Here is a 21006-nt window from a genome sequence, read left to right as displayed (position 1 = left end):
TTATCGATATTGACGTGGTACAAACTGCACGTCTGGATTTTTATCCTTCTTGCGTGCCAGTTGGCTGTTTTTACCGAGTAACAGTTTAAGCTGCCAGATTTTTTCCATACGCAGTGACTTATTGGGTTTATGTTCCATCGCATCCAGCACAAATTTAGAGGCCATCAAGGCATCTGGAGAGCGTTGTAACATTTCTTCAGCCAAAGCCTGTACTTTTGCTAATGGCTGCTCATCGACATGGGTGATCAGACCAATTTCTTTGGCATAGGCACCTTCAAAAATACGTGCGGTTAAAGTCAGCTCTTTGGCCAAATCAATCCCGATCAGACCTTTGAGAGAACGCGTTAGCCCCATATCTGGTACTAGACCCCAACGAGTTTCCATAATTGACATTTTGGTCGCAGGATGGGCGATTCGGATATCCGCAGCCAACGCAAGTTGCATACCTGCACCAAAGCAGAAACCTTCAATGGCTGCAATGACGGGTACAGGCAGTTCCTGCCAGACCAGAAAAGCTTTCTGAAATAAGCTCTGTCCAGGACGAATCAGTTCCCAGGCCGCATAGGCCCGATTTTTAGGATTATTTAAATCGGCCAAGTCAATGCCGGCACTAAAGACCTGCGCTTCACCGGTTAAAATGACACACCGCACCGACTTGTCTTTTTTAATCCGGTTCGCAATCTGCACCAGTTCACGCAGCAGGGCAAAGCTCATGGCATTACGTTTATCTGGACGGCTGAGAGTAACCGTGGCAATTCCATTATTTTTTTCAAAGCGTACAAGTGACATGGTATTCATCCTTAATTTTTCTGTAAGCGAGCATAGCATGAGCAATCTGTGCTTGCATGACAGTGCAGTCATACAGATATGAGTAAGTAAAACAGTAATTTTTTAACCACTATGCTTGTTTAAAATTTGCTGAGCTGCCTGTTCTACCTGCTCAATCACTGCTTTCAGTTCATCCAGATATTTCAGTACTTCCTGAACAAAACTGTCATCGGCCTTACGGCGTTCCTTACGCAAGGTCGAGACAAACTGCTCAAAACTTCCGGTAACTTTTTGCAGAGTCGGTGTGCCGACATAACGGGTAGCCCCATAGAGACGGTGCAAAACATGTTCCAGCTGCGGAAAATCTTCCAGCTCAATTAATTGCTCAATTTCATCCAGCTCTTTTTCAAAACTGTCGACCAGCATGCTAAGCAGATCGACTGCCAGATCTTCTTTATTGGCTGCCAGTTGCAAGCTTTGTTGCCAATCCAGAATATTCGGATCCAGCGCATCAATGACATTGGCACGTTCCAGCACTGGAATCTTTTTAAAACTTTCAGTCGTCCACTGCGTCAGGATCTGCACGATCTGATCAATCTGAATAGGCTTGGTGACATAATCATCCATACCATTTTGTAACAGTTTTTGCTTCTCGTCGGAAAGGGCATGTGCTGTCAGGGCAATAATCGGCAGACGCTGATGATTTTCAAAAGTTGATTCCAGTGAACGGATTGCACGGGTGGTATCGATACCGGACATCACTGGCATCTGGATATCCATAAATATCAGATCAAAAGATGGCAGACCCTGTTCATAACGGCTCTGGATGATATCAATCGCTTCCTGTCCGTTAATGGCTTTGGTTGTGGTGACATTCAGTTCGGCTAGCAAGGCCTCCAGAACAATCAGGTTCGGCAGATGGTCATCAACGGCAAGGATATGCAGTCCCTGGCCATTAAAGTCTTCATGCTGTTCCTGATCAAAGACGGGTTGATTGCCGAGTAGCTGAATCAGGGCACTACGACTGAGTGGCTGATGCAGAGCACGGGCACGATGATCATTCAGCATGTTCGGATCAAGCTGCATTTGATAACCATACACAGCCAGATGTCCCTGATAGCGAGAACGAATTTCTGTCAGTAAGGCTTGGCTATCACCACTATGGTCAACAATCAGCCAGGTATTCTCGATATTTTGTAAATGGTTCAGACGGCTAAACAGATCCAGAATGGATGTCGATTCAATATGTTTAACGTGATAATTTTCCAGATAATGTCTTAATACATTCGCTGTTGCCGGATGGGCGAGATAAGACACAACCGTCAGATCACTGAAATCCGGGTGCTCATGGATAATATCTTCATCCACCGGGAATTGGGCGGTAAACCAGAAGGTTGAGCCTTTTTCTGTTGGAGCACGTTCCTGATTATCTTCAAATCCGATTTGACCATGCATCAAGTGGACCAGTTGTTTGGAAATGGCCAGGCCTAAACCTGTACCGCCGAATTGGCGGGTGACCGAGGTATCGCCTTGCGAGAAGGATTCAAACAGTTTTTTACGGTCAGTTCCGCTCAGGCCAATGCCGCTATCCTGAACACTGAAATGCAGCAGACATTGCCCAATATCATCGTGCTCCATGCGTGCCCGAACAATGATTTCGCCGTCTGGAGTAAACTTGATCGCATTAGAAATCAGGTTGGTCAGAATCTGCTTAAAGCGTAGTACATCACCAATCACATGTTTCGGTACATTGTCTGCAAAATAGAACGCCATATCGATATGCTTCTGTGCAGCCAGTGGCGAGAGCATGTCCATCACATCAAAGATAGCTTCTTCCAGATCAAAAGGTGCAGTTTCCAGTTCCAGTTTGCCAGCATCAATCTTGGAGAAATCCAGTACATCATTGATCAGGGCCAGCAAATGTGCAGAAGATTTGCGGATGGTCTGCAAATACAGGCTTTGCTCATTGCTAAGATTGCCTTGACGCAGCAGCAGGTGAATAAAACCATCAATACTGTTTAAGGGTGTGCGTAATTCATGGGAAATATTGGCCAGAAATACCGACTTGGCCTGGTTGGCCGAAATCGCCTGGTCACGTGCCTGACGATAAGTAATATTTTGAACTTCTAAAGTATCTAGAGTACGGCGCAAATCATCTTCGGTCTGTTCGGTATGCTCGCGCAATTCCAGAAAACTGAAATGTAGACGTTTCACCACATTGGCAATATCACGCTGCAAAAGACGCAGTTCACCGGTACTGTTAATCACCATATGCTGATCTAGGGTGTCGGCATTCAGGCGTTGCAGCTGCATGCGAATCTCATACATCGGCGCAATCCAGCGACGTGAATAGAAATTCAGACATAACAACAAGAGCAATAAGGTCAATAAGCCGGTCGCAATCAAAACGATCAAGACCCGGTAGCGGGCAATTTCTAAGGGCTGATTGTCCAGTTCGATCGCCAGCCAGCCTGCATTCATGCCATTTTCATTTACTTTGACTGCATAAATATGATTGTTTTTATCTAAGATCGGGCCAACAAAATTGCCATCTTTTTTAAAGTCAGGCCAAGGCGCCTGTTCCTGAAAACCAATGCCGAGTTTACTTTTGCCATTTTCATCCAGAATAGCCGCACGAACCAGATGCTTTTCATTCAGCATATTTTGCATGGCATCATGAGCCTGCTCATATTGCCATGGGTACAGGCTCAAAATGTCCAGCGCATATTCAGACGTGGCCTGAAAACGGGTCAAAATCGCAATGGCCATCTGCTTTTGCTGGGCACGAGCGGCATTGGAAGTCTCTGAAATGACCAGAGCAGCGCCGACACAGGCCAGAATAGTAATGGGTACAAAAATCAGTGCAATCAGCTGTCCATAAGCATGATTTAAGTGTAGGCGTTTAAACAGCTTTTTGTTGATATTTGACATGATTCAAGCAGTATTTTCCTTATGCTTTGCATATTAGCATGCTTTAAATCTACTGTTAAAATTTCAGCATTATTTTTATAAAGCTCCAGATTAAGGCAGAAAATAAGAACCATTGCGCTGAACAGTCATTATGGGTGTTTGAGCAAATTCTTTCAGGAGGCGAGGTGAGCTAAGTCACTGTCATGATTAAAGAGTTTTATCAAGCTAAAACAGGACGAATTGGCCATGCCGATCGTGATTTATACAGTTTTATGCAAAAGCACTGCTATAAATGGGTGCAGGGAAATGCATTTTTTCATACAATAGCCGCACCTCGATATAGGTGCAAATAATGAGTAATACCACCCCTGATTTTCAAGCAGACGAATTTTTACTGGACCATTATGTAGGCAAAACGCCACTGGTGCGTTTGCAGCGTCTGGCTAGTCACACTCAAGCCACAGTACTCGCAAAACTCGAAGGAAATAATCCGGCAGGCTCGGTCAAGGACCGTCCGGCGTATAACATGATCATGCAGGCGGAAAAGCGCGGACAGATCAAACCGGGTGATACCTTGATTGAGGCGACCAGCGGAAATACAGGGATTGCATTGGCGATGGTTGCGGCCATGCGCGGTTACAAAATGCAGCTGATTATGCCGAATAACATGAGTCAGGAACGTAAGGACGCGATGCGTGCTTATGGCGCTGAACTGATTGAAGTGACTAAAGAGCAGGGCATGGAAGGTGCGCGTGATCTGGCCTTGCAAATGCAGGCTGATGGTAAAGGTTTGGTGTTAAACCAGTTTGGTAACCCGGACAATGTCGAAGCACATTACCTGACCACAGGTCCTGAAATCTGGCAGCAAACTGGCGGCAAGATTACGCACTTTGTCAGCTCAATGGGTACTACAGGTACGATCATGGGCGTATCTAAATATCTGAAAGAAATGAATCCGGATATTCAGATTGTGGGCCTACAACCATCTGATGGTTCTAGCATTGCCGGTATCCGTCGCTGGCCACAAGAATATTTGCCAACGATTTTCGATCGTAGTCGTATCGACCATATTATCGATATTCCACAGATTGAAGCGGAACGTACTATGCGTAAACTGGCACAAAAAGAAGGTATCAGTGCCGGTACATCTTCTGGCGGTGCAGTTTGGGCATCCATCAAGCTCGCAGAAGAAAATCCGGATGCAGTAATTGTATGTATTATCTGTGACCGTGGTGACCGTTACCTGTCTACAGGCTTGTTCTCTGTACAAGACCCTAAATAATTTTTGAGAAATCTTTTATGCGCCTGCCTGTTTTAACTTTCGATATTGAAACCCAAACCGATCTTAAATCAGGCGCGCATCTGTTTGGTCTGGATCTGCCCGAGGCTGATCTGGATCAGGCCCTGACCAAATTACGCCGTCAGGAATCAGGCTCGGACTTTCAGCGTCTGCCACTGCATGAGATTGTCTGTATTTCCGGTTTATGGATGGATGAACAGGGCATGCGCCTGTTTTCTTTCAGCCGTGAACAGTACAGCGAAGCAGAGATTTTAAAAAAATTCTTATCCATTTTTGACAAGCGTCATCCGACGCTAGTCAGTTGGAATGGCTCACAATTTGACTTGCCGGTTATTCTTTATCGGGCCATGTATCATGGCTTATCTGCCCCAAGTCTGTTCGATCAGGGCGAAATCGATACGCAAAAGCGTTATAATAACTACCAGAATCGTTACCATCAGCGTCACGTCGATTTGATGGATGTCATGGCCATGTTTCATGCCCGTCATTTTCAGAAACTGGATGATGTTGCTCATTTATTGGGTTATCCAGGCAAGCGTGGTGATGGTGGCTATCATGTACCTGAATATGTACGTAACCAGCAATGGAACGCACTCACCAGCTATTGCGAAGGTGATGTGCTCAATACTTGGTTGGTCTATATTCGCTGGCTGTTGCTAAAGGGCCAATTGATGTTGCCTGATTATCAGCATCTGGTGCAGAGTACGATTCAATACCTGCATACCCAGCCGCAACATGCAGATTTTTTATCAGTCTGGCGTGAAACCTCACAAAGAACTGAATTTACCCGTTTTGATTTTCCCATCTCCACATCCTAGGTTTTCATGAAACGTCGAGCACAACCACGTCCAGCACCGCAATCCGAGTATATTTTTCAGGTTGAATCACTCTCACATGAAGGACGTGGCATCGCTCACTATGGTTCACATCCGAACCATCCGCTTGAAAAGCATGGCAAGAAAGTCTTTATCCGTTATGCCTTGCCAGGTGAAACCGTTCGTGCCCGCATTACCCGTGAAGTCAAAAAACTGGAAGAGGCGGATAGCCTTGAGTTAATCAGTGAGGCTTCCGAGATCAGGGTTATACCTGTCTGTCCACATTTTGGCGTATGCGGTGGCTGTAATATGCAGCATATCCATCCCGATGCGCAGATTGAACTTAAGCAGAATGTTCTGAAATCACATTTGCAGCATTTTGCTGGGATCCAGCCTGAAGAATGGTTGCCACCGCTACGTTCACAACGTGAAGACTACCGTCGTAAAGCCCGGATTGGGGTACGTTATCTGCCTCAAAAAGACAAGCTGGTGGTTGGTTTTCGTGAAAACCAGTCCAATAAGCTGACCTCGATTGACCGCTGCATGATTCTAGATCGTGAGTTTGGATCGGTTACACGTCTTAAACAATTGCTCCAAAGTCTCGATGGTCAGGCAGATATTGGTCATATAGAATTGGCTATGGGTGATCATGACATTGCTTTGCTCATTCGTGAAACCGCAGAATTATCGGTAACAGATGTCAACCGATTGCGTCAATTTACGTTAGAGAAAGGTTGGCAGCTTTATTTGCAGCCTGCAGGCCAAGATTATTTGAAGCGGATTGATGAGCCTGAACAGGCAGCACGCTTACACTATAGTCTTGATGACTTTGATGTGGAATTCGGTTTTAATCCATTGGACTTCACTCAGGTCAATTCAACGATCAATCCGCAGATGGTTCGCTTGGCATGTGATTTGCTTCAATTACAGCAAGGCGAACGCGTTCTGGATCTGTTTTGTGGATTAGGAAACTTTTCTTTGCCACTAGCGCGTTGTGTTGGTGCATCTGGTCGGGTGGTTGCGGTTGAGGGGAGTGAGGAAATGGTGCAACGCGGTGCAGAAAATGCTAACAATAATGGTATTGCACAAGTTTCGTTCTATTCACAAGATTTAACCAAAGATTTTTCGCACCAGTCTTGGGCAAATCAAGGATTTGATGCATTATTAATCGACCCGCCACGTGCTGGAGCAGAAGAAGTTATGCATTATATCCCTCAGTTTGGTGCCAAAAGAATCGTTTATGTGTCATGTAATCCCGCTACGCTTGCAAGAGATGCAGGGCTACTGGTACAACAAGGTTATCAGCTAACCAAAGCCGGTGTGATGGATATGTTTACGCATACCGGACATGTCGAGTCGATTGCCTTGTTCGAAAAAGAAAATTAAATAAACGATCAAAGAGATGATGTATCTAAAAGTAGGAGAAGGGTATGGTCACAGTACGTGAGCAACTGCCTGGGCGGCTCAATGAGTTGTCACAGGAGGCGACTGTAGAACATGCCGAACAAGCACAGCAGGATCTGACTGAATGGTTAGATCGGGTTCGTGGCATATTAGACGGGGCTCCCCTGAAGCAGCTCGAAGAAGTTGCCCGTTTAACCTTAGAAAAAGAGCTACAAAGTACGGTTCAGCATCGCTCTAATACCTTCTATACCGGTATTGAAATGGCGGATATTCTCGCGCATCTCTATGTCGATGAAGATACCTTGTCTGCTGCCATGCTTTACCGCGCAGTACGTGAAGGCGTCATGCCACTTGCAGAAGTGCAGGAAAAATTCGGTGAACAGGTCTATAGCCTGGTCAAAGGCACGCTGTCGATGGGTAAGCTGTCTGAGCTGATTGAAAAAAATAAACGCCTGGAAGACCACTTCAATAATAACCAGCGTGAACATCTGTCTGGTATTTACAAGATGCTGATTTCAGTAACGGAAGATGTTCGCGTCGTGTTAATCAAGCTGGCAGAACGTACCTATGCACTGCGTGAGCTGGCTAATTCTTCACGTGAACGGCAAGAACGGGTCGCACGAGAAATTCTCACCATTTATTCTCCTTTAGCGCATCGTCTCGGGATTGCCCAGCTGAAATGGGAACTCGAAGATCTAGCCTTCCGCTATCTGGCGCCGGAACGCTATAAAGAAATCGCCTCTTTGCTGAATGAAAAGCGTCTGGAACGCGAACAATATATTCAGTTCGTGATTGATAAATTGCGTGAAGAGCTGGCAGAACACGGCATTGAAGCTGAAATTAACGGCCGGGTGAAGCACATTTATTCGATCTATCGAAAAATGAAAAGCAAGAGCCTGAGCTTCGACCAGCTGTATGACATCCGTGCACTGCGTGTATTGGTGAAAAGTGTGCCTGAGTGTTATCACACGCTCGGGATCGTACATCAATTGTGGCGACATATCCCGCATCAGTTTGATGACTATATTACTAATCCGAAAGCCAATGGTTATCGCTCTTTACACACAGCTGTGATTGCGGAAAACAAGTCACTTGAAGTGCAGATTCGTACTTATACGATGCATGAAGAGGCCGAGCTTGGCGTATGCTCGCACTTCAACTATAAGGAAGGTTCGAAAAATACCGATACTTCCTTTAATCATCGTCTGCATTCCCTGCGTGCAGTGATTGAGCATTATCAAGAACGCAATGAAGCCAGTGCGCATAAAGATGAAGAAGAGGAAGTTGAAAATTTTGAACACATTCAAGATTTTGAAGGCTTCGAAAAAATCTATGTGTTCAGCCGTGATGGTGATATTAAAGAGTTGCCACGGGGGTCAACCGTACTCGACTTTGCCTTTCACGTGCACACAGAAGTCGGCAACAAATGCTATGCGGCTCGGGTCAACCAGCGCTATGTGCCTTTAACCTATGCCTTGAAAACCGGGGAACAGGTCGAGATTCTGACCAAGAAAGACCGTGAACCAAATCGGGACTGGTTGGTCAATTCGCTGGGTTATATCAAGACTGCACGCGCCCGTGACAAGTTACGTCATTGGTTCCGTCAGCAAGATCGCAGTAAGAATCTGGAAGTGGGTCGTGAAATTCTGAATAAAGAATTGGCACGTCTGGCAATTCATCCAAAATCAATCGACTTGGGTGATTATTGCAACCATTTCAATGTGAAGAGTGGCGAAGATATTATGATTGGTCTGGTGAATGGTGATATTAGCCTGCATGCTCTGATCAATCAGGTCAATCGCCATATGCATCTGGATCAGGATGAGCCTGAACTGGTGCTGAAACCAGCCTTGAATCCGCGTGCCAGCCATACCTTGTCTGCACATGGTATTCTAATTGATGGTCTGGATAACGTTGAACTGCATGTAGCCCAGTGCTGTCAGCCGGTGCATGGTGAATCGATTGCGGGATATATTACCTTGAATCGCGGTGTAAGCATCCATAAGGTAGCTTGTCCGGATTATGTACGTATGATCAGCCAAGAACCGGAGCGTGCAGTAGAAGCCGACTGGGAAATGCAGCCGACTCGTGGCCAAAGTGTACAGATCGTGGTAGAAGCCTATGACCGTCGTGGCTTGCTGAAAGATCTGACTCAGGTGATTTTCTCGGATCAGATCAATATCCGTCAGGTAAATACCATTTCAGAAGCAGATGGTATTGCCAATATGAAGCTGTTGATCGAAGTCAAAGGTCTGGCTCAACTTTCCAAACTATTGGCCCGTCTTGAACAGCAGCCGGGAATTATCAGTGCACGCCGTCTGGTACAAGGCAACTGATTCTTTTTAGGCATGCTTATAAAAGCCCGCAATTCAATTGCGGGCTTTTTTGTTATAAGGTGTGGTTAAGAGGGAAAAGAGCAAATAATAGACATGAGTGCCACGGAAATATTTGAACTGAGACGAAATAATCTGGCCAAAGTGATTGATCAGTTGATTGATAGCCAGCAGTTTAAAAATGGCAAAGAGATTTGCGAGCATTTTGGTCTGTCTGCAGCCTATATTACCCAGCTATTGAACAGTAAGCGCCAGATTGGAGAAAAGGCTGCACGAGAACTTGAACAGCAACTGGGCTTAGAAAGTTTAATATTGGATCGTGCTGAAGCACCTGTCATTGAAGTAGCACCGAATCCTGTAAAAATGACTTTGTTCCAGATGCAGGTTGTTGAGCAGCAAGCCTTTAAAATGAAAGTTATAGATTCGGCAGAAAATCTTGTATCTTGGTTGAAATTGGAACCTCAGCATTATGCCATTCAGGTCACAGGACAGTATTATTTTCCGAGCCTAAAAGCAGGCTGGTGGTTGGTCTGTGATGACCAAGCTGATTTACAGCCATCTGGCTTGATTTGTCTTTATTTAATTAATGGACTGCAACTCATTGTGGAGCTGATTTCGGAAAGCCAAGACAGCTATCAGATCCAAAGTCTGGATGAAAGCCGCAAGGTCAGTTTCCAGAAATCTGATGTAGCTAAAATCCATCCTGTCATTGCCATCGTGCCTCCGCAGCAATTTTCTTAAGATAGAAATAATTCAGCCCATCATAAGATGGGCTGAATAGTGAAATTGAAAACGGGCAGCTTATGGAAGCTGATTTTCGTCTTCAAACTCTGGTTTCACCTGAACAATAAAGTCCTGACGATTCAGACCGCGCCACAGGGCGAAGGCTGTACCGATATAGATCGAAGAATAGGTACCGACGAAGACACCTACAAACATCGCAATCGAGAACCATTTCAGGCCAGCACCGCCCATGATCATCATGGCCACTACAACCAGTAATAAAGTCATAGAAGTATGAATGGTACGGCGTAAGGTTTCAGTCAAGGCAATATTGATAATTTCAACAGGTTCGGCACCCCGGATCTTACGGAAGTTCTCACGAATACGGTCAGAGACCACGATGTTATCGTTGAGTGAGAAACCGATGATCGCCAGTACGGCTGCCAAAACAGTAAGGTCAAACGGCCACTGCATCATGGCAAAGATACCAATCGTCACCACGATATCGTGGAACAATGACAGTACCGCACCCATCGCCAGTTTGAACTCAAAGCGGATGGTGACATAGACCAGCATCAACAAGAGGGCAAGGGCAACTGCACCCGCAGAACGCACATACAGCTCGTTACCGACCTGTCCACCGACTACATCGACCTTAGGTACCTGAGCCGCATTGCCTGGCAGCTGAACTGCTGCAGTAACGGCTTTGGTAAGGTCTTCTGCTTCAATATCTTCCTGAACCGGCATACGTACCATCAGGTCACGTTCCGAGCCCAGCGTTTGCACGACCGCATCATCAAAGCCAGCTTTGCTGAGTGCCTGAGTCACATCATCTGGTTTTACTGGATTGGTATAGTTCAGCTCTGCTGATACACCACCGGTAAAGTCCAGACCGAGGTTCAAGCCTTTGGTCGCAATAAAGAAGATGCTGGCAACCGTCAGGATGATAGAGAACACTGCTGCAGGCAATGCAATCTTCATAAACGGAATGATACGTTCATCTTCAGGGCGACCGTATTGTTTCTGATTCAGTTGAGTATTTTCAGTCATCATCGATCTCCTAAATGCTCAACTTTTTCAAGTTACGTTTTTTGCCATAGATGATCTGTACGATCGCACGGGTTACGGTAATCGCCGTAAACATTGAGCAGACAATACCAATCATCAGGGTGACAGCAAAGCCTTTGATCGGACCGGTACCAATTGCGAACAGAATGAACGCTACCAAGAAGGTAGTTAAGTTCGAATCGAAAATGGTGTTATAGGCCCGATCATAACCGGCCACAATTGCCTGTTTCGGCGAGGCGCCCCATTTCATTTCTTCCCGTATCCGCTCACAGATCAATACGTTGGCATCGACCGCCATACCGATGGTAATTACGATACCGGCAATACCCGGCAGGGTGAGGGAAGCACCAATCCATGACATGACAGTCAGAATCATTGCCAGGTTAATGACCAGTGCGAAGTTGGCAATGACACCGAATAGACGGAAGAATACTACCATCCATATTGCAACTAAGATGAAACCGATTTGAGTCGACAATACGCCTTTATCAATATTTTCCTGACCCAGACTTGGACCAATCACACGTTCTTCAACAAAGTACATTGGCGCAGCCAGAGCACCGGCACGTAACATCAAGGCAAGCTCAGAAGCTTCCTGAGGTGAGTCCAGACCGGTAATACGGAATTGAGAACCCAATACTGCCTGAATAGTTGCAGCGTTAATGACCACAGATTCGGTATATGGTGTACGCACTTCAGTTTGTGCACCTGTTGCCGGGTCTTCTACGTAGCTGATCTTTTGCTTGTTCTCGATGAACAGTACCGCCATACGTTTGCCTACGGCATTACGTGTGGCATCTGCCATCAATTTACCGCCAGCGCTGTCCAAAGTAATATTAACTTCAGCACCGCCAGTATCCTGACTAAAGCCAGAAGATGCATTTTGTACACGTTCACCGGTCAAAATACGGTTACGGTTCAGCAATAACTGACGACCACTGTCCAGAGATTTATAAGCAAATGCCTGAGTACCTGCTGGAGCTGTACCACTTAATTGACCAGTATAAGGATCGATGTATTGATCATTCAGATCAGACACTAGACGGAATTCCAGGTTCGCCGTACGACCCAAGACACGTTTTGCTTCAGCAGTATCCTGTACACCCGGTAGTTCAACCACAATACGGTTGCTGCCTTGGGTTTGTACCAGTGCTTCAGCCACACCTAACTCGTTAATACGGTTACGTAAAGTGGTTAAGTTCTGGTTCACCGCATAAGATTCGATTTCCTGCTTACGCGTATCGGTATAGTTGAGGCGTAAAGTCGAACCGGTTTCAGTCGCCACTGCCTGCTGATTGAATTCATTGCCATTACGGCGCAAAAAATCCATGACAGCAGCACGATCATCATTATTGGCAAACTGCACAACAATGGTGTTATTGCTTAAATTCAGACTGTTGAATTTCAAGTTGTTATCACGCAGCTGGCGACGCAGGTCAGTTGCAGAGGTGTCCATGCGCTGTGCAATCGCCTTGTCCATATCCACTTCGAGCAGGAAGTGAACACCACCACGTAAGTCCAGACCCAGTTTCATTGGTTTGGCACCAATTTTCTGTAGCCATTCTGGGGTGGTTGGAGCAAGGTTAAGTGCTACGACGTATTCATCACCTAAACCACGGCGTAAAGCCTCTTTGGCTTTCAGCTGTGATTCACTTGAATCTACACGTAATAAAGCAGCGTTATTACTAAAGCTATTGTCGTGAGTTGCAATATTTTCAGTTGTTAAAATCTGCTCTGCTTTTTGTACGATGCCTGCGTCAATCTGAGTACCGGCTTTGGCACCCGAAATCTGTACAGCAGGTTCATCTGGATACAAACTTGGCAGGGCATATAAAGTACTGACCACCAGGACAACCAGGATCAGCACATATTTCCATGCTGGGTAACGCATTCGTTTTCTTCTTAAAATGAAAAAGTCGTGCGGGGAGCACGACTAATTTTGATTAAATGTTATTTAAAGTGCCTTCAGGCAGAACTGAGATCACACTCGCACGTTGAACTTTGACTTCTACACCGCGGCTCAACTCAACGACTGCGAAATCACCTTCAATTTTAGTGATTTTGCCCATTAAGCCGCCTGCAAAAACGACTTCGCTGCCTACGCCAAGGCTGTCAACCAGAGCACGGTGCTCTTTGGCACGTTTTGATTGAGGGCGCCAGATCAAGAAATAGAAGATTGCAACAAAAACCGCAATCATCAAAAGGTTAGCCATCAAGCTCGGTTGTTGTGCAGCTTCACCTGCAGCGTGAGCAGTCGAAATAAATAGGCTCATTTCATTTTCCTAAAATAAAAAACTGGTGATCAACTTGATAATAAATTGACATATTCTTGCAATTTACCCTGTCTTTTTCCTCAGCGCAAATGCTGAAAGATTAATCTTGTGGACAAGGTGGAACTTCCAGGCCACGACGAGCGTAAAAGTCCTGAACAAATTCATCAAAAGTTCCGTTATCCAGCGCGTTGCGGATATCTTCGGTAAAACGCTGGTAATAACGCAGGTTATGGATGGTACCGAGCATAGAACCCAGCATTTCTCCACATTTCTCTAAATGGAACAGATAGGCGCGGGTAAAGTTCTGACAGGTATAGCAATCGCAATGTAGATCAAGTGGACTTTGATCATGACGATATTGGCTGTTACGGATACGCACCAGACCATCGGTCACGAAATAATGACCGTTACGTGCATTTCGGGTTGGCATGACGCAGTCGAACATGTCTACACCACGGCGGATACCTTCAACGATATCTTCCGGTTTGCCGACACCCATCAGGTAGCGCGGTTTATTTTCCGGCATTTTGTTCGGAAGATAATCCAGCACCTTGATCATCTCTTCTTTCGGCTCACCAACAGACAGACCGCCAATCGCATAACCGTCGAAGTCAATCTCAAGCAGGCCTTTTAAGGATTCATCGCGCAGGTCTTCATACATCCCGCCCTGAATAATCCCGAACAGGGCATTTTTATTGTTGAGTTCATCATGATGATGTTTCTTGCAGCGCTCAGCCCAGCGTAAAGACAGCTGCAAAGATTTTTGCGCTTCTTCATGGGTCGCTGGATAAGGCGTACATTCATCAAAAATCATCACGATATCGGAGTTCAGCGTATGCTGAATTTCCATCGAAATTTCAGGTGAAAGGAAAACTTTTGAACCATCAATCGGGGAGCGGAAGGTCACGCCTTTTTCTTCAATTTTGCGCATTGCACCCAGACTGAAGACTTGGAAGCCACCTGAGTCAGTTAGAATCGGTTTATCCCATTTCATGAAACCGTGCAGGCCACCATGCTGCTTGATGACTTCAAGACCCGGGCGCAGGTACAAGTGGAAAGTATTACCGAGGATAATCTGTGCTTTAATGCCTTCCACATCACGTGGCAACATGCCTTTGACGGTGCCATAAGTACCAACTGGCATAAAGACGGGTGTCTCTACTACGCCATGTTCAAGCGTTAAACGACCACGACGGGCACGACCCGACTGACCTAATTTTTCAAACTTCATAAGAGTTCCAAATCAAGGCGAAAAAACAGTTCGCTGATTACTAATGCGAATTAAAGGGCGCTATTTTCCTTGATTCTGACCTTAAACGCCAGCATTGTAGAGAATTCACTCTGTAATTTTATTTATCGATGAATAGGGGAAATATCAGGTGAAAGAGGTGAATTTGCAGAAAACTGCTGTAAACGCTGCATGATTTCTTCCCGGCTCAAGGCACAGCTACCATCGGGTTCAGCCGCCATGGCAGCAATATGCTGGATCAGTTTTTGGATATAGATATTGCTGTCGATAAAATAAGATTCCAGCGTCAGTAAATAGGCATCCTGCGCTACTTGCAAATAGTCATAAGGCTCTATCGTGAGCATTTGTTCCAGGTCGATCAGGATGTCTTTGTCACTTTGCGAAAGTTTTAAACGCTTATTGACTGTCGATTGAGACAGGGTCTGTCTGGAAGCTAAAAAGTCCCGCAATAAGCGACTGTCAGAATTGAGTTCAAGTGCCGATTGGCATTCACGTTCGGGTTGGGCCGGAACGCCGAGGAAAAAATAATCGAATCTAGATCCAGACCATAAGCTTCAGAAAGTCGATGTTTGGCTTGCTTAAAAGTTTCTAGCAATAAATCCAAGTGAGTAGCAGAAAGTTGTTTTTGCTGGGCTAAGACAGGATGGCCAAAACTATGCTGGGTTTTAAAATACTCTGCCAGCAAAGTTTTAAAAGGCACGAGTTCAGATTGTGAAGAGCTTTGGCTTTTATAGTGCCATTTTCGTACATTCCAGCGATCGCGTTCGGCCAGATATTGCTGTGGATCTTCAGGGTCCTGAAAAATGCTACGTTCTGTGGAAATCGCCAGATCATCCAGCAGTAAAAATTCATCAAAGACCAGAGTACAGGCATAGATTTCATCATCCTGATAGCGGTCATACAGCTGATAAAAGTCCTTGACCAGCATCTGTTGCAAGTGTTCTAAATAATCCAGCATGATTTTTTATTCTTTTTATTGGGTTTTATAAGTGTATTGCTTTATCTCTCACTCTTTCATCATAAGCCAATGGATTGCAAATCAAAAACTATAAAATGTAATGATTTTTCTCAGTGGAAATTTGGACGATAGTCAAAGTTCTGACTCACGGTCTGGTCACGGAAAGGGCGTACAGCTTTCTTTTTGAGGAACATGTTATTGATAATATTGTGCGGGAAAATCTGGATCTGGTTATTGAAGAGTTCGACATTGCGGTTGTAGATGGTAATCGCAGCACCGACATTTTCATTCTGTTCTTCAATTTCATTCATCATTTTCAGGTAAATTTCATTTGCTTTCAGTTCAGGGTAGTTTTCAATCACCACATTCAGGCTGCGCATCAGTTCTTTATTCAGGTTTTCAACCCGTTGTAACTGGGCAATATCGGCATCCTGAATATTCAGGCTCATAATGTTCTGGCGCAGTTCAGTGACTTTCTCTAAAGTTCCTTTTTCAAAACTGGAATATTGCTCAACCAGAGGTTGCAGACCATCCAGGATTTTTAGTTTTTGCCGTTCATAACTGGCGACATCGGACCATGCACGAATAGTGGAGTTATGATGGCGCACAATGCTGTTACGAATCATGATAATGGCAATAATGACCAAAAGCGGGATAATGACAAAAACAAAAAATCCCATAAAAGTAATCCCCAGAAAAAAATAATTATTTTAAAAATTGTGTCAGATCAGTATGTAACTTTTCCAACTCTATTAATTTAAACGTTCTGAGATGGCCACGCAATGTGGAAATATCGGTAATTTTATCGTGTTTACTGGATACCTGAAATAAATCATGTGGTCCCAGATAGCAGAGCATATGGCTTTCTGGATGAAACAGTAAATCGCCCTGACGCTGCTCAAAAAAGTCCGCCAGTCGAAGTACAAAACCAGGCGTGAGCAGTTTCGCCATTTGCATCGGATCGCTGCCAAAGAAATTTAATTTCTGGTTGGTGCGAATGTCGCTGCTGTGCCAAGGATAAGCATAAGGATAATGAAATTTCTTTCTGGAGGTAGTCACGGCTAGCCCCTGAATCTGAACATCAAAAACAAATACCCCCCAAAGGTCTTTATGTACCTGGGTTAGTTTGACCGGTTGACCTTCCTTATTGCGTACCTGAACTTCATGCACATAATGATATTGAAAGACCAGAACTTGATGTTGTTGACCATCTTCATCTTCCCAGACAGTGCTGGCATAGCGTGAAATTTCATTACTCAGAGAGCCTTGATTAAATACCGGGAACAGACGTTTTAAATGGCTAATAAAGTGTACGGGATTGAGCGGAATTGAAATATGTTGTGGCTGCTTCTGAAAAGCCAGCTGGTATTTTTTGGCAAGCGCCTCATCTTCCAGATAGCGAATGACTTCATCCAGTGGCTTTCGATGTTCATAGCTGATATAAGCCCAGAATACCAGTAGGCATCCAAAGAAAACACCGATTTGCATCCAGATATTAGCAGGCGCTACAAAAATGCAGCCAATCAGAAAGAGTCCGATTCCGGCCAGAGCAAGCGGTAAATTATTTTCAAATTTTAAGCTAATTGGGCCGTTCCATGGATGCAAGCCATCCAATAATTCCTGATGGCTTTTGGCCTGACGACCCAAATCCCAGAGCCGGGCGATATTGCGAAACACAACTTCATTTTTCTTACGTCGAATATGAATGGAATGCTGCACAGACTTGATCGGCATCGGGAGGGTTCCTGCTGATTATTGCGCTTGATCAATCAGCATGGCATCGCCATAACTGAAGAAGCGGTATTTGCTTTCAACCGCGTGCTTGTAAGCATTCAGGATGTTTTCGCGGTTAGATAAAGCCGAAACCAGCATGAGCAGGGTAGATTCCGGTAAATGGAAGTTGGTGATTAGACGATCCACCACTTTGAACTCATAACCCGGATAGATGAAAATTTGAGTATCACCGATCCAGCCTTTCAGTTCACCATCATTGGCCTGAGCCGCACTTTCAGTCGCACGGGTTGCGGTCGTACCCACAGCAATCACTTTATTACCGCGCGCTTTGGTGGCTTTGATCAGCTCCATAGATTCATCCGAAACCTGACACCATTCGCTGTGCATGATGTGATTTTCGATATCATTGGTACGAACCGGCAGGAATGTACCTGCACCGACATGTAAGGTCACAAAGGTTTTCTGAATGCCTTTTTCTTCCAGTTTTTTCAGCAACTCTTCATCAAAATGCAGCGAAGCGGTAGGAGCAGCAACACTGGCCAGTTTAGTTGGATCATAAAAGACAGTCTGATATCGAACCGTATCAATTTCTTCTGCTTCACGATTGAAATAGGGGGGAATTGGCAGTGCGCCGTATTTGTCTAGAACATCTAAAATCGGCTGAGAAAATTCGACAATAAACAGATTTTCATGACGGCCTTGAACAGTGACTTTGACTTCATCTGGACCGATAAATAATTCTGCACCGGCTTTGGGTGTGTTGCTGGCCTTGATATGACAATGCGCAATGAACTGATCCATCATACGCTCAACCAGTACTTCAACTGCACCACCAGAGGCACGTTTACCTTTCAGGCGCGCTTTCATCACTTTGGTATCGTTCAGAACCAGTAAATCGCCTTCATTCAATAAATCCAGAATATCGGTGAACTGGTGATCGTGATATTGGCCTTGTGCATCAAGGTGTAACAGGCGAGAAGCACTACGTTGTTCAAGAGGATAGCGAGCAATCAGCTCATCAGGGAGATCGAAACTAAAATCAGAAAGTTGCATGACAATTTACGATAAAAAAACTGCGGCTAGTATAAACTTTTTTCTTTTTTATGGCGGGAATTGCTCGATTATAAAACAAAAAAATAAGAATTGTTTTAAAATTAGGCAAATGTGTTTTTTCTGCGTTGACAAGTTTTTGAAACAGAGTAATATAGCCGTCATCCACTCCCGAGGTGGTGAAATTGGTAGACGCGGCGGACTCAAAATCCGCTGTCAGAGATGACGTGTCGGTTCGAGTCCGACCCTCGGGACCAAGATTCTGAAAAACCCCAAGCATATTAAGTCTTGGGGTTTTTTATTGCCTAAAAATAAGCATGTGGATGCAAACTTCTTTGATTGATCGCATTCTTTATCTTTAATTTGGTAAGGCATCCCTCAGAATAAGTACCTTAATCAGCACTTTAAATTCAGTTATTTAAATAAATAAATTGTCTTTATTCTGAATAAAAAAAGCCCCATTCACCAAATTTTTCTTTCTCAATATTAAAAAAGAAATTTGAGGAGTAGGGCTGGATGCTAGGGTCTTAATAAATTAAGAAAATTCACCTTGAGAGCGTTCTTTAGCCCAGTCACGCAGGATAAATTTCTGTAATTTCCCGGTTGAGGTTTTTGGAATCTCGGTAATCACTACATCTTTAGGTACTTTAAAACGCGCCAGATGTTGCTTGCAGAATTCGATAATCTCTTCTGCTGTAGCAGTTTGTCCTGCTTTCAGTTCGACAAAGGCACATGGTACTTCCTGCCAGCGTGGATCTGGTTTTGCCACTACGGCTGCCGTGAGAATAGCAGGATGCTGATAGAGCACTTCTTCCACTTCCAGCGATGAAATGTTTTCACCACCTGAAATAATCACGTCCTTAGAGCGGTCGGTAATTTTTGCATAACCATCAGGTTGGCATACTGCCAGATCGCCAGTATGGAACCAGCCACCAGCAAAGGCTTCTGCAGTTGCTTCCGGATTCTTTAAATAACCTTTCATGACGATGTTGCCACGGAACATGATTTCACCCATGGTCTGACCATCATGTGGCACTTCCTGCATGGTGTCAGGATCAAGTACTTTCATGCCATCTTGCAGCGGATATGGTACACCTTGACGAGAATGCAATTGCGCCTGCTCCTGAATCGACAGATCTGACCAGCCTGCCTGAGACGCACAGAGCGCAGAAGGGCCGTAGGTCTCAGTTAGACCATAGACATGAGTCACATTAATACCGATATTGCGCATGCCCTCAATGATTGCAGCAGGAGGCGCAGCACCGGCTACCATCACTTCGACACGATGATCAAACTTGGTCTTTTTCTCTTCAGGGGTATTGATCAGCATCGATAGTACAATTGGCGCACCGCAGAAATAATCCACTTTATGTTCAGCAATGAGTTTAAAGATCAGTTCCGGATCAACTTTACGTAAACAGACGTTGGTTCCGCCATTGGCTGCCATGGTCCAGGCAAAGCACCAGCCATTACAGTGGAATAGCGGTAAGGTCCATAAGTAAGTGGCACGTGGCATCATGCCACAGGCAATGATATTACTTGCTGCATTAATATAGGCGCCACGGTGATGGTAAACCACGCCTTTCGGATTGCCTGTAGTTCCAGAAGTGTAGTTCAGGCTAATCGCATTCCACTCATCATCCGGTAAATGCCATTCAAAATTGGCATCGCCTTGAGCCAGCCAGTCTTCATATTCAATCTGGCCGATACGGGTATCTTCACCCTCAAATTCCTCATCAGCCACGTCAATCACATAAATGTCTTGCTGTGGAACCAATGCCAAAGCTTCTATTGCAACTGCAGAAAATTCTGGATCGACCAGTAGTACTTTGGTCTCAGCATGTTCCAGCATGAACGCCAAAGTTTTGGCATCCAGACGGGTATTTAAAGTATTCAGGACCGCACCCGCCATTGGCACAGCAAAGTGTGCTTCAATCATTGCAGGTACGTTTGGCAGTAAAACTGAAACGGTATCATTTTTACCGATGCCTAAATTTTGGAGTTGGTGGGCAAACTGACGGCAACGATTGTATTTTTCACGCCAGGTAATACGACGCTTACCATGAATGATCGCGCTTTGATTCGGGTAGATATAAGCCGCGCGATCGAGATAGCGTAAAGGTGACAGCGCTACAAAATTGGCAGGGGTGCGCGGTAATTCATCGTATGCCTTAACCATTGTAAAACTCCGTTCTATATTTATTTTTCATATCCTGTTAAAAAAGATATGCAATTCTTGGAAGTCTTGCAGTTATGCTTTAGTCGAGTGCGAATGCATAATTTTAAAAATTTAAATAATTGAATATTAATAAAATTATTTTTAAACACTGATTTTTTTGAACCTATGGGTTCCCATATTTGCCTTTTTAGGTATTTTACTCTAAATGAGTGTTAAAAATAGCCTCAGCCAAGGAATAATAA

15 protein-coding genes, 1 tRNA gene and 1 pseudogene are annotated in these 21006 nt (G+C 44.8%); 6 read left to right on the top strand and 11 right to left on the bottom strand.

Translation table 11 applies throughout. From position 1 onward, the window contains the following. Nucleotides 1-789, bottom strand: a complete 789-nt coding sequence (locus tag RJ01_RS09195) for a crotonase/enoyl-CoA hydratase family protein (RefSeq protein WP_034170847.1) — start codon at nucleotides 787-789, stop codon at nucleotides 1-3. 102 nt (nucleotides 790-891) lie between these two features. Continuing rightward, nucleotides 892-3699: an ATP-binding protein gene (locus tag RJ01_RS09190; protein ID WP_034170846.1), complete on the bottom strand. Its 2808-nt coding sequence runs from the start codon at nucleotides 3697-3699 to the stop codon at nucleotides 892-894. Between the two features lie 331 nt (nucleotides 3700-4030). Between RJ01_RS09190 and cysM the strand changes: the two genes are divergently transcribed. The 5 genes from cysM (at nucleotide 4031) to RJ01_RS09165 (ending at nucleotide 10271) form a co-directional block, all read left to right on the top strand. Further along, nucleotides 4031-4960, top strand: coding sequence for a cysteine synthase CysM (cysM, locus tag RJ01_RS09185; RefSeq protein WP_034170845.1), 930 nt, complete (start codon nucleotides 4031-4033; stop codon nucleotides 4958-4960). 17 nt (nucleotides 4961-4977) lie between these two features. Beyond that, nucleotides 4978-5796, top strand: a complete 819-nt coding sequence (locus tag RJ01_RS09180) for a 3'-5' exonuclease (protein ID WP_034170844.1) — start codon at nucleotides 4978-4980, stop codon at nucleotides 5794-5796. Between the two features lie 6 nt (nucleotides 5797-5802). Continuing rightward, the gene (gene rlmD, locus RJ01_RS09175; protein ID WP_034170843.1) at nucleotides 5803-7179 is read left to right on the top strand and encodes a 23S rRNA (uracil(1939)-C(5))-methyltransferase RlmD; all 1377 of its coding nucleotides are present in this window, start codon (nucleotides 5803-5805) and stop codon (nucleotides 7177-7179) included. Nucleotides 7180-7223: 44 nt separating this feature from the next. Continuing rightward, the gene (locus tag RJ01_RS09170; protein ID WP_034170842.1) at nucleotides 7224-9533 is read left to right on the top strand and encodes a bifunctional (p)ppGpp synthetase/guanosine-3',5'-bis(diphosphate) 3'-pyrophosphohydrolase; all 2310 of its coding nucleotides are present in this window, start codon (nucleotides 7224-7226) and stop codon (nucleotides 9531-9533) included. A gap of 93 nt (nucleotides 9534-9626) precedes the next feature. Next, entirely contained in the window at nucleotides 9627-10271 is a 645-nt protein-coding gene (locus RJ01_RS09165; protein WP_034170841.1) for a hypothetical protein, read from the top strand. Between the two features lie 60 nt (nucleotides 10272-10331). Here RJ01_RS09165 and secF read toward each other — a convergent pair whose 3' ends face one another. The 8 genes and pseudogenes from secF to queA form a co-directional block, all read right to left on the bottom strand. Next, a complete protein-coding gene (gene secF, locus RJ01_RS09160) occupies nucleotides 10332-11306 on the bottom strand; it encodes a protein translocase subunit SecF (RefSeq protein ID WP_171248464.1) in 975 nt (324 codons plus the stop codon). 7 nt (nucleotides 11307-11313) lie between these two features. Further along, nucleotides 11314-13212, bottom strand: coding sequence for a protein translocase subunit SecD (gene secD, locus RJ01_RS09155; protein WP_034170839.1), 1899 nt, complete (start codon nucleotides 13210-13212; stop codon nucleotides 11314-11316). 52 nt (nucleotides 13213-13264) lie between these two features. Further along, nucleotides 13265-13594 carry a preprotein translocase subunit YajC gene (yajC, locus tag RJ01_RS09150; RefSeq protein WP_004783613.1) on the bottom strand — a complete coding sequence of 110 codons (330 nt, stop codon included), beginning with the start codon at nucleotides 13592-13594 and terminating at the stop codon, nucleotides 13265-13267. A 100-nt stretch (nucleotides 13595-13694) separates the two neighbouring features. Continuing rightward, complete coding sequence (tgt, locus tag RJ01_RS09145) at nucleotides 13695-14825, bottom strand: tRNA guanosine(34) transglycosylase Tgt (protein ID WP_034170838.1); 1131 nt, start codon at nucleotides 14823-14825, stop codon at nucleotides 13695-13697. 122 nt (nucleotides 14826-14947) lie between these two features. Beyond that, a pseudogene (locus RJ01_RS09140) lies at nucleotides 14948-15801 on the bottom strand (DUF4303 domain-containing protein). A 110-nt stretch (nucleotides 15802-15911) separates the two neighbouring features. Continuing rightward, nucleotides 15912-16481, bottom strand: a complete 570-nt coding sequence (locus RJ01_RS09135) for a LemA family protein (protein WP_034170837.1) — start codon at nucleotides 16479-16481, stop codon at nucleotides 15912-15914. 25 nt (nucleotides 16482-16506) lie between these two features. Then, entirely contained in the window at nucleotides 16507-17535 is a 1029-nt protein-coding gene (locus RJ01_RS09130) for a hypothetical protein (protein WP_034170836.1), read from the bottom strand. 18 nt (nucleotides 17536-17553) lie between these two features. Then, on the bottom strand, nucleotides 17554-18588 hold the full coding sequence (gene queA, locus RJ01_RS09125; protein ID WP_034170835.1) for a tRNA preQ1(34) S-adenosylmethionine ribosyltransferase-isomerase QueA: 1035 nt from the start codon (nucleotides 18586-18588) through the stop codon (nucleotides 17554-17556). 167 nt (nucleotides 18589-18755) lie between these two features. Between queA and RJ01_RS09115 the strand changes: the two genes are divergently transcribed. Beyond that, nucleotides 18756-18842, top strand: a tRNA-Leu gene (locus RJ01_RS09115). Nucleotides 18843-19120: 278 nt separating this feature from the next. Here the strand turns inward: RJ01_RS09115 and RJ01_RS09110 are convergent. Then, nucleotides 19121-20764 carry an acyl-CoA synthetase gene (locus RJ01_RS09110; RefSeq protein ID WP_034170833.1) on the bottom strand — a complete coding sequence of 548 codons (1644 nt, stop codon included), beginning with the start codon at nucleotides 20762-20764 and terminating at the stop codon, nucleotides 19121-19123. Nucleotides 20765-21006: the final 242 nt, after the last annotated feature.

Source organism: Acinetobacter sp. YZS-X1-1 (assembly GCF_000804305.1).
GTDB classification, from domain to species: Bacteria; Pseudomonadota; Gammaproteobacteria; order Pseudomonadales; family Moraxellaceae; genus Acinetobacter; species Acinetobacter variabilis.
This window is presented reverse-complemented; position numbering and strand designations above follow the sequence as displayed.

What these genes read in the sequence shown, in the direction of transcription:
- RJ01_RS09195 (WP_034170847.1), bottom strand. Translation starts at nt 789, where the DNA reads ATGTCACTTGTACGCTTTGAAAAAAATAATGGAATTGCCACGGTTACT.
- RJ01_RS09190 (WP_034170846.1), bottom strand. Translation starts at nt 3,699, where the DNA reads ATGTCAAATATCAACAAAAAGCTGTTTAAACGCCTACACTTAAATCAT.
- cysM (WP_034170845.1), top strand. Translation starts at nt 4,031, where the DNA reads ATGAGTAATACCACCCCTGATTTTCAAGCAGACGAATTTTTACTGGAC.
- RJ01_RS09180 (WP_034170844.1), top strand. Translation starts at nt 4,978, where the DNA reads ATGCGCCTGCCTGTTTTAACTTTCGATATTGAAACCCAAACCGATCTT.
- rlmD (WP_034170843.1), top strand. Translation starts at nt 5,803, where the DNA reads ATGAAACGTCGAGCACAACCACGTCCAGCACCGCAATCCGAGTATATT.
- RJ01_RS09170 (WP_034170842.1), top strand. Translation starts at nt 7,224, where the DNA reads ATGGTCACAGTACGTGAGCAACTGCCTGGGCGGCTCAATGAGTTGTCA.
- RJ01_RS09165 (WP_034170841.1), top strand. Translation starts at nt 9,627, where the DNA reads ATGAGTGCCACGGAAATATTTGAACTGAGACGAAATAATCTGGCCAAA.
- secF (WP_171248464.1), bottom strand. Translation starts at nt 11,306, where the DNA reads ATGATGACTGAAAATACTCAACTGAATCAGAAACAATACGGTCGCCCT.
- secD (WP_034170839.1), bottom strand. Translation starts at nt 13,212, where the DNA reads ATGCGTTACCCAGCATGGAAATATGTGCTGATCCTGGTTGTCCTGGTG.
- yajC (WP_004783613.1), bottom strand. Translation starts at nt 13,594, where the DNA reads ATGAGCCTATTTATTTCGACTGCTCACGCTGCAGGTGAAGCTGCACAA.
- tgt (WP_034170838.1), bottom strand. Translation starts at nt 14,825, where the DNA reads ATGAAGTTTGAAAAATTAGGTCAGTCGGGTCGTGCCCGTCGTGGTCGT.
- RJ01_RS09135 (WP_034170837.1), bottom strand. Translation starts at nt 16,481, where the DNA reads ATGGGATTTTTTGTTTTTGTCATTATCCCGCTTTTGGTCATTATTGCC.
- RJ01_RS09130 (WP_034170836.1), bottom strand. Translation starts at nt 17,535, where the DNA reads ATGCCGATCAAGTCTGTGCAGCATTCCATTCATATTCGACGTAAGAAA.
- queA (WP_034170835.1), bottom strand. Translation starts at nt 18,588, where the DNA reads ATGCAACTTTCTGATTTTAGTTTCGATCTCCCTGATGAGCTGATTGCT.
- RJ01_RS09110 (WP_034170833.1), bottom strand. Translation starts at nt 20,764, where the DNA reads ATGGTTAAGGCATACGATGAATTACCGCGCACCCCTGCCAATTTTGTA.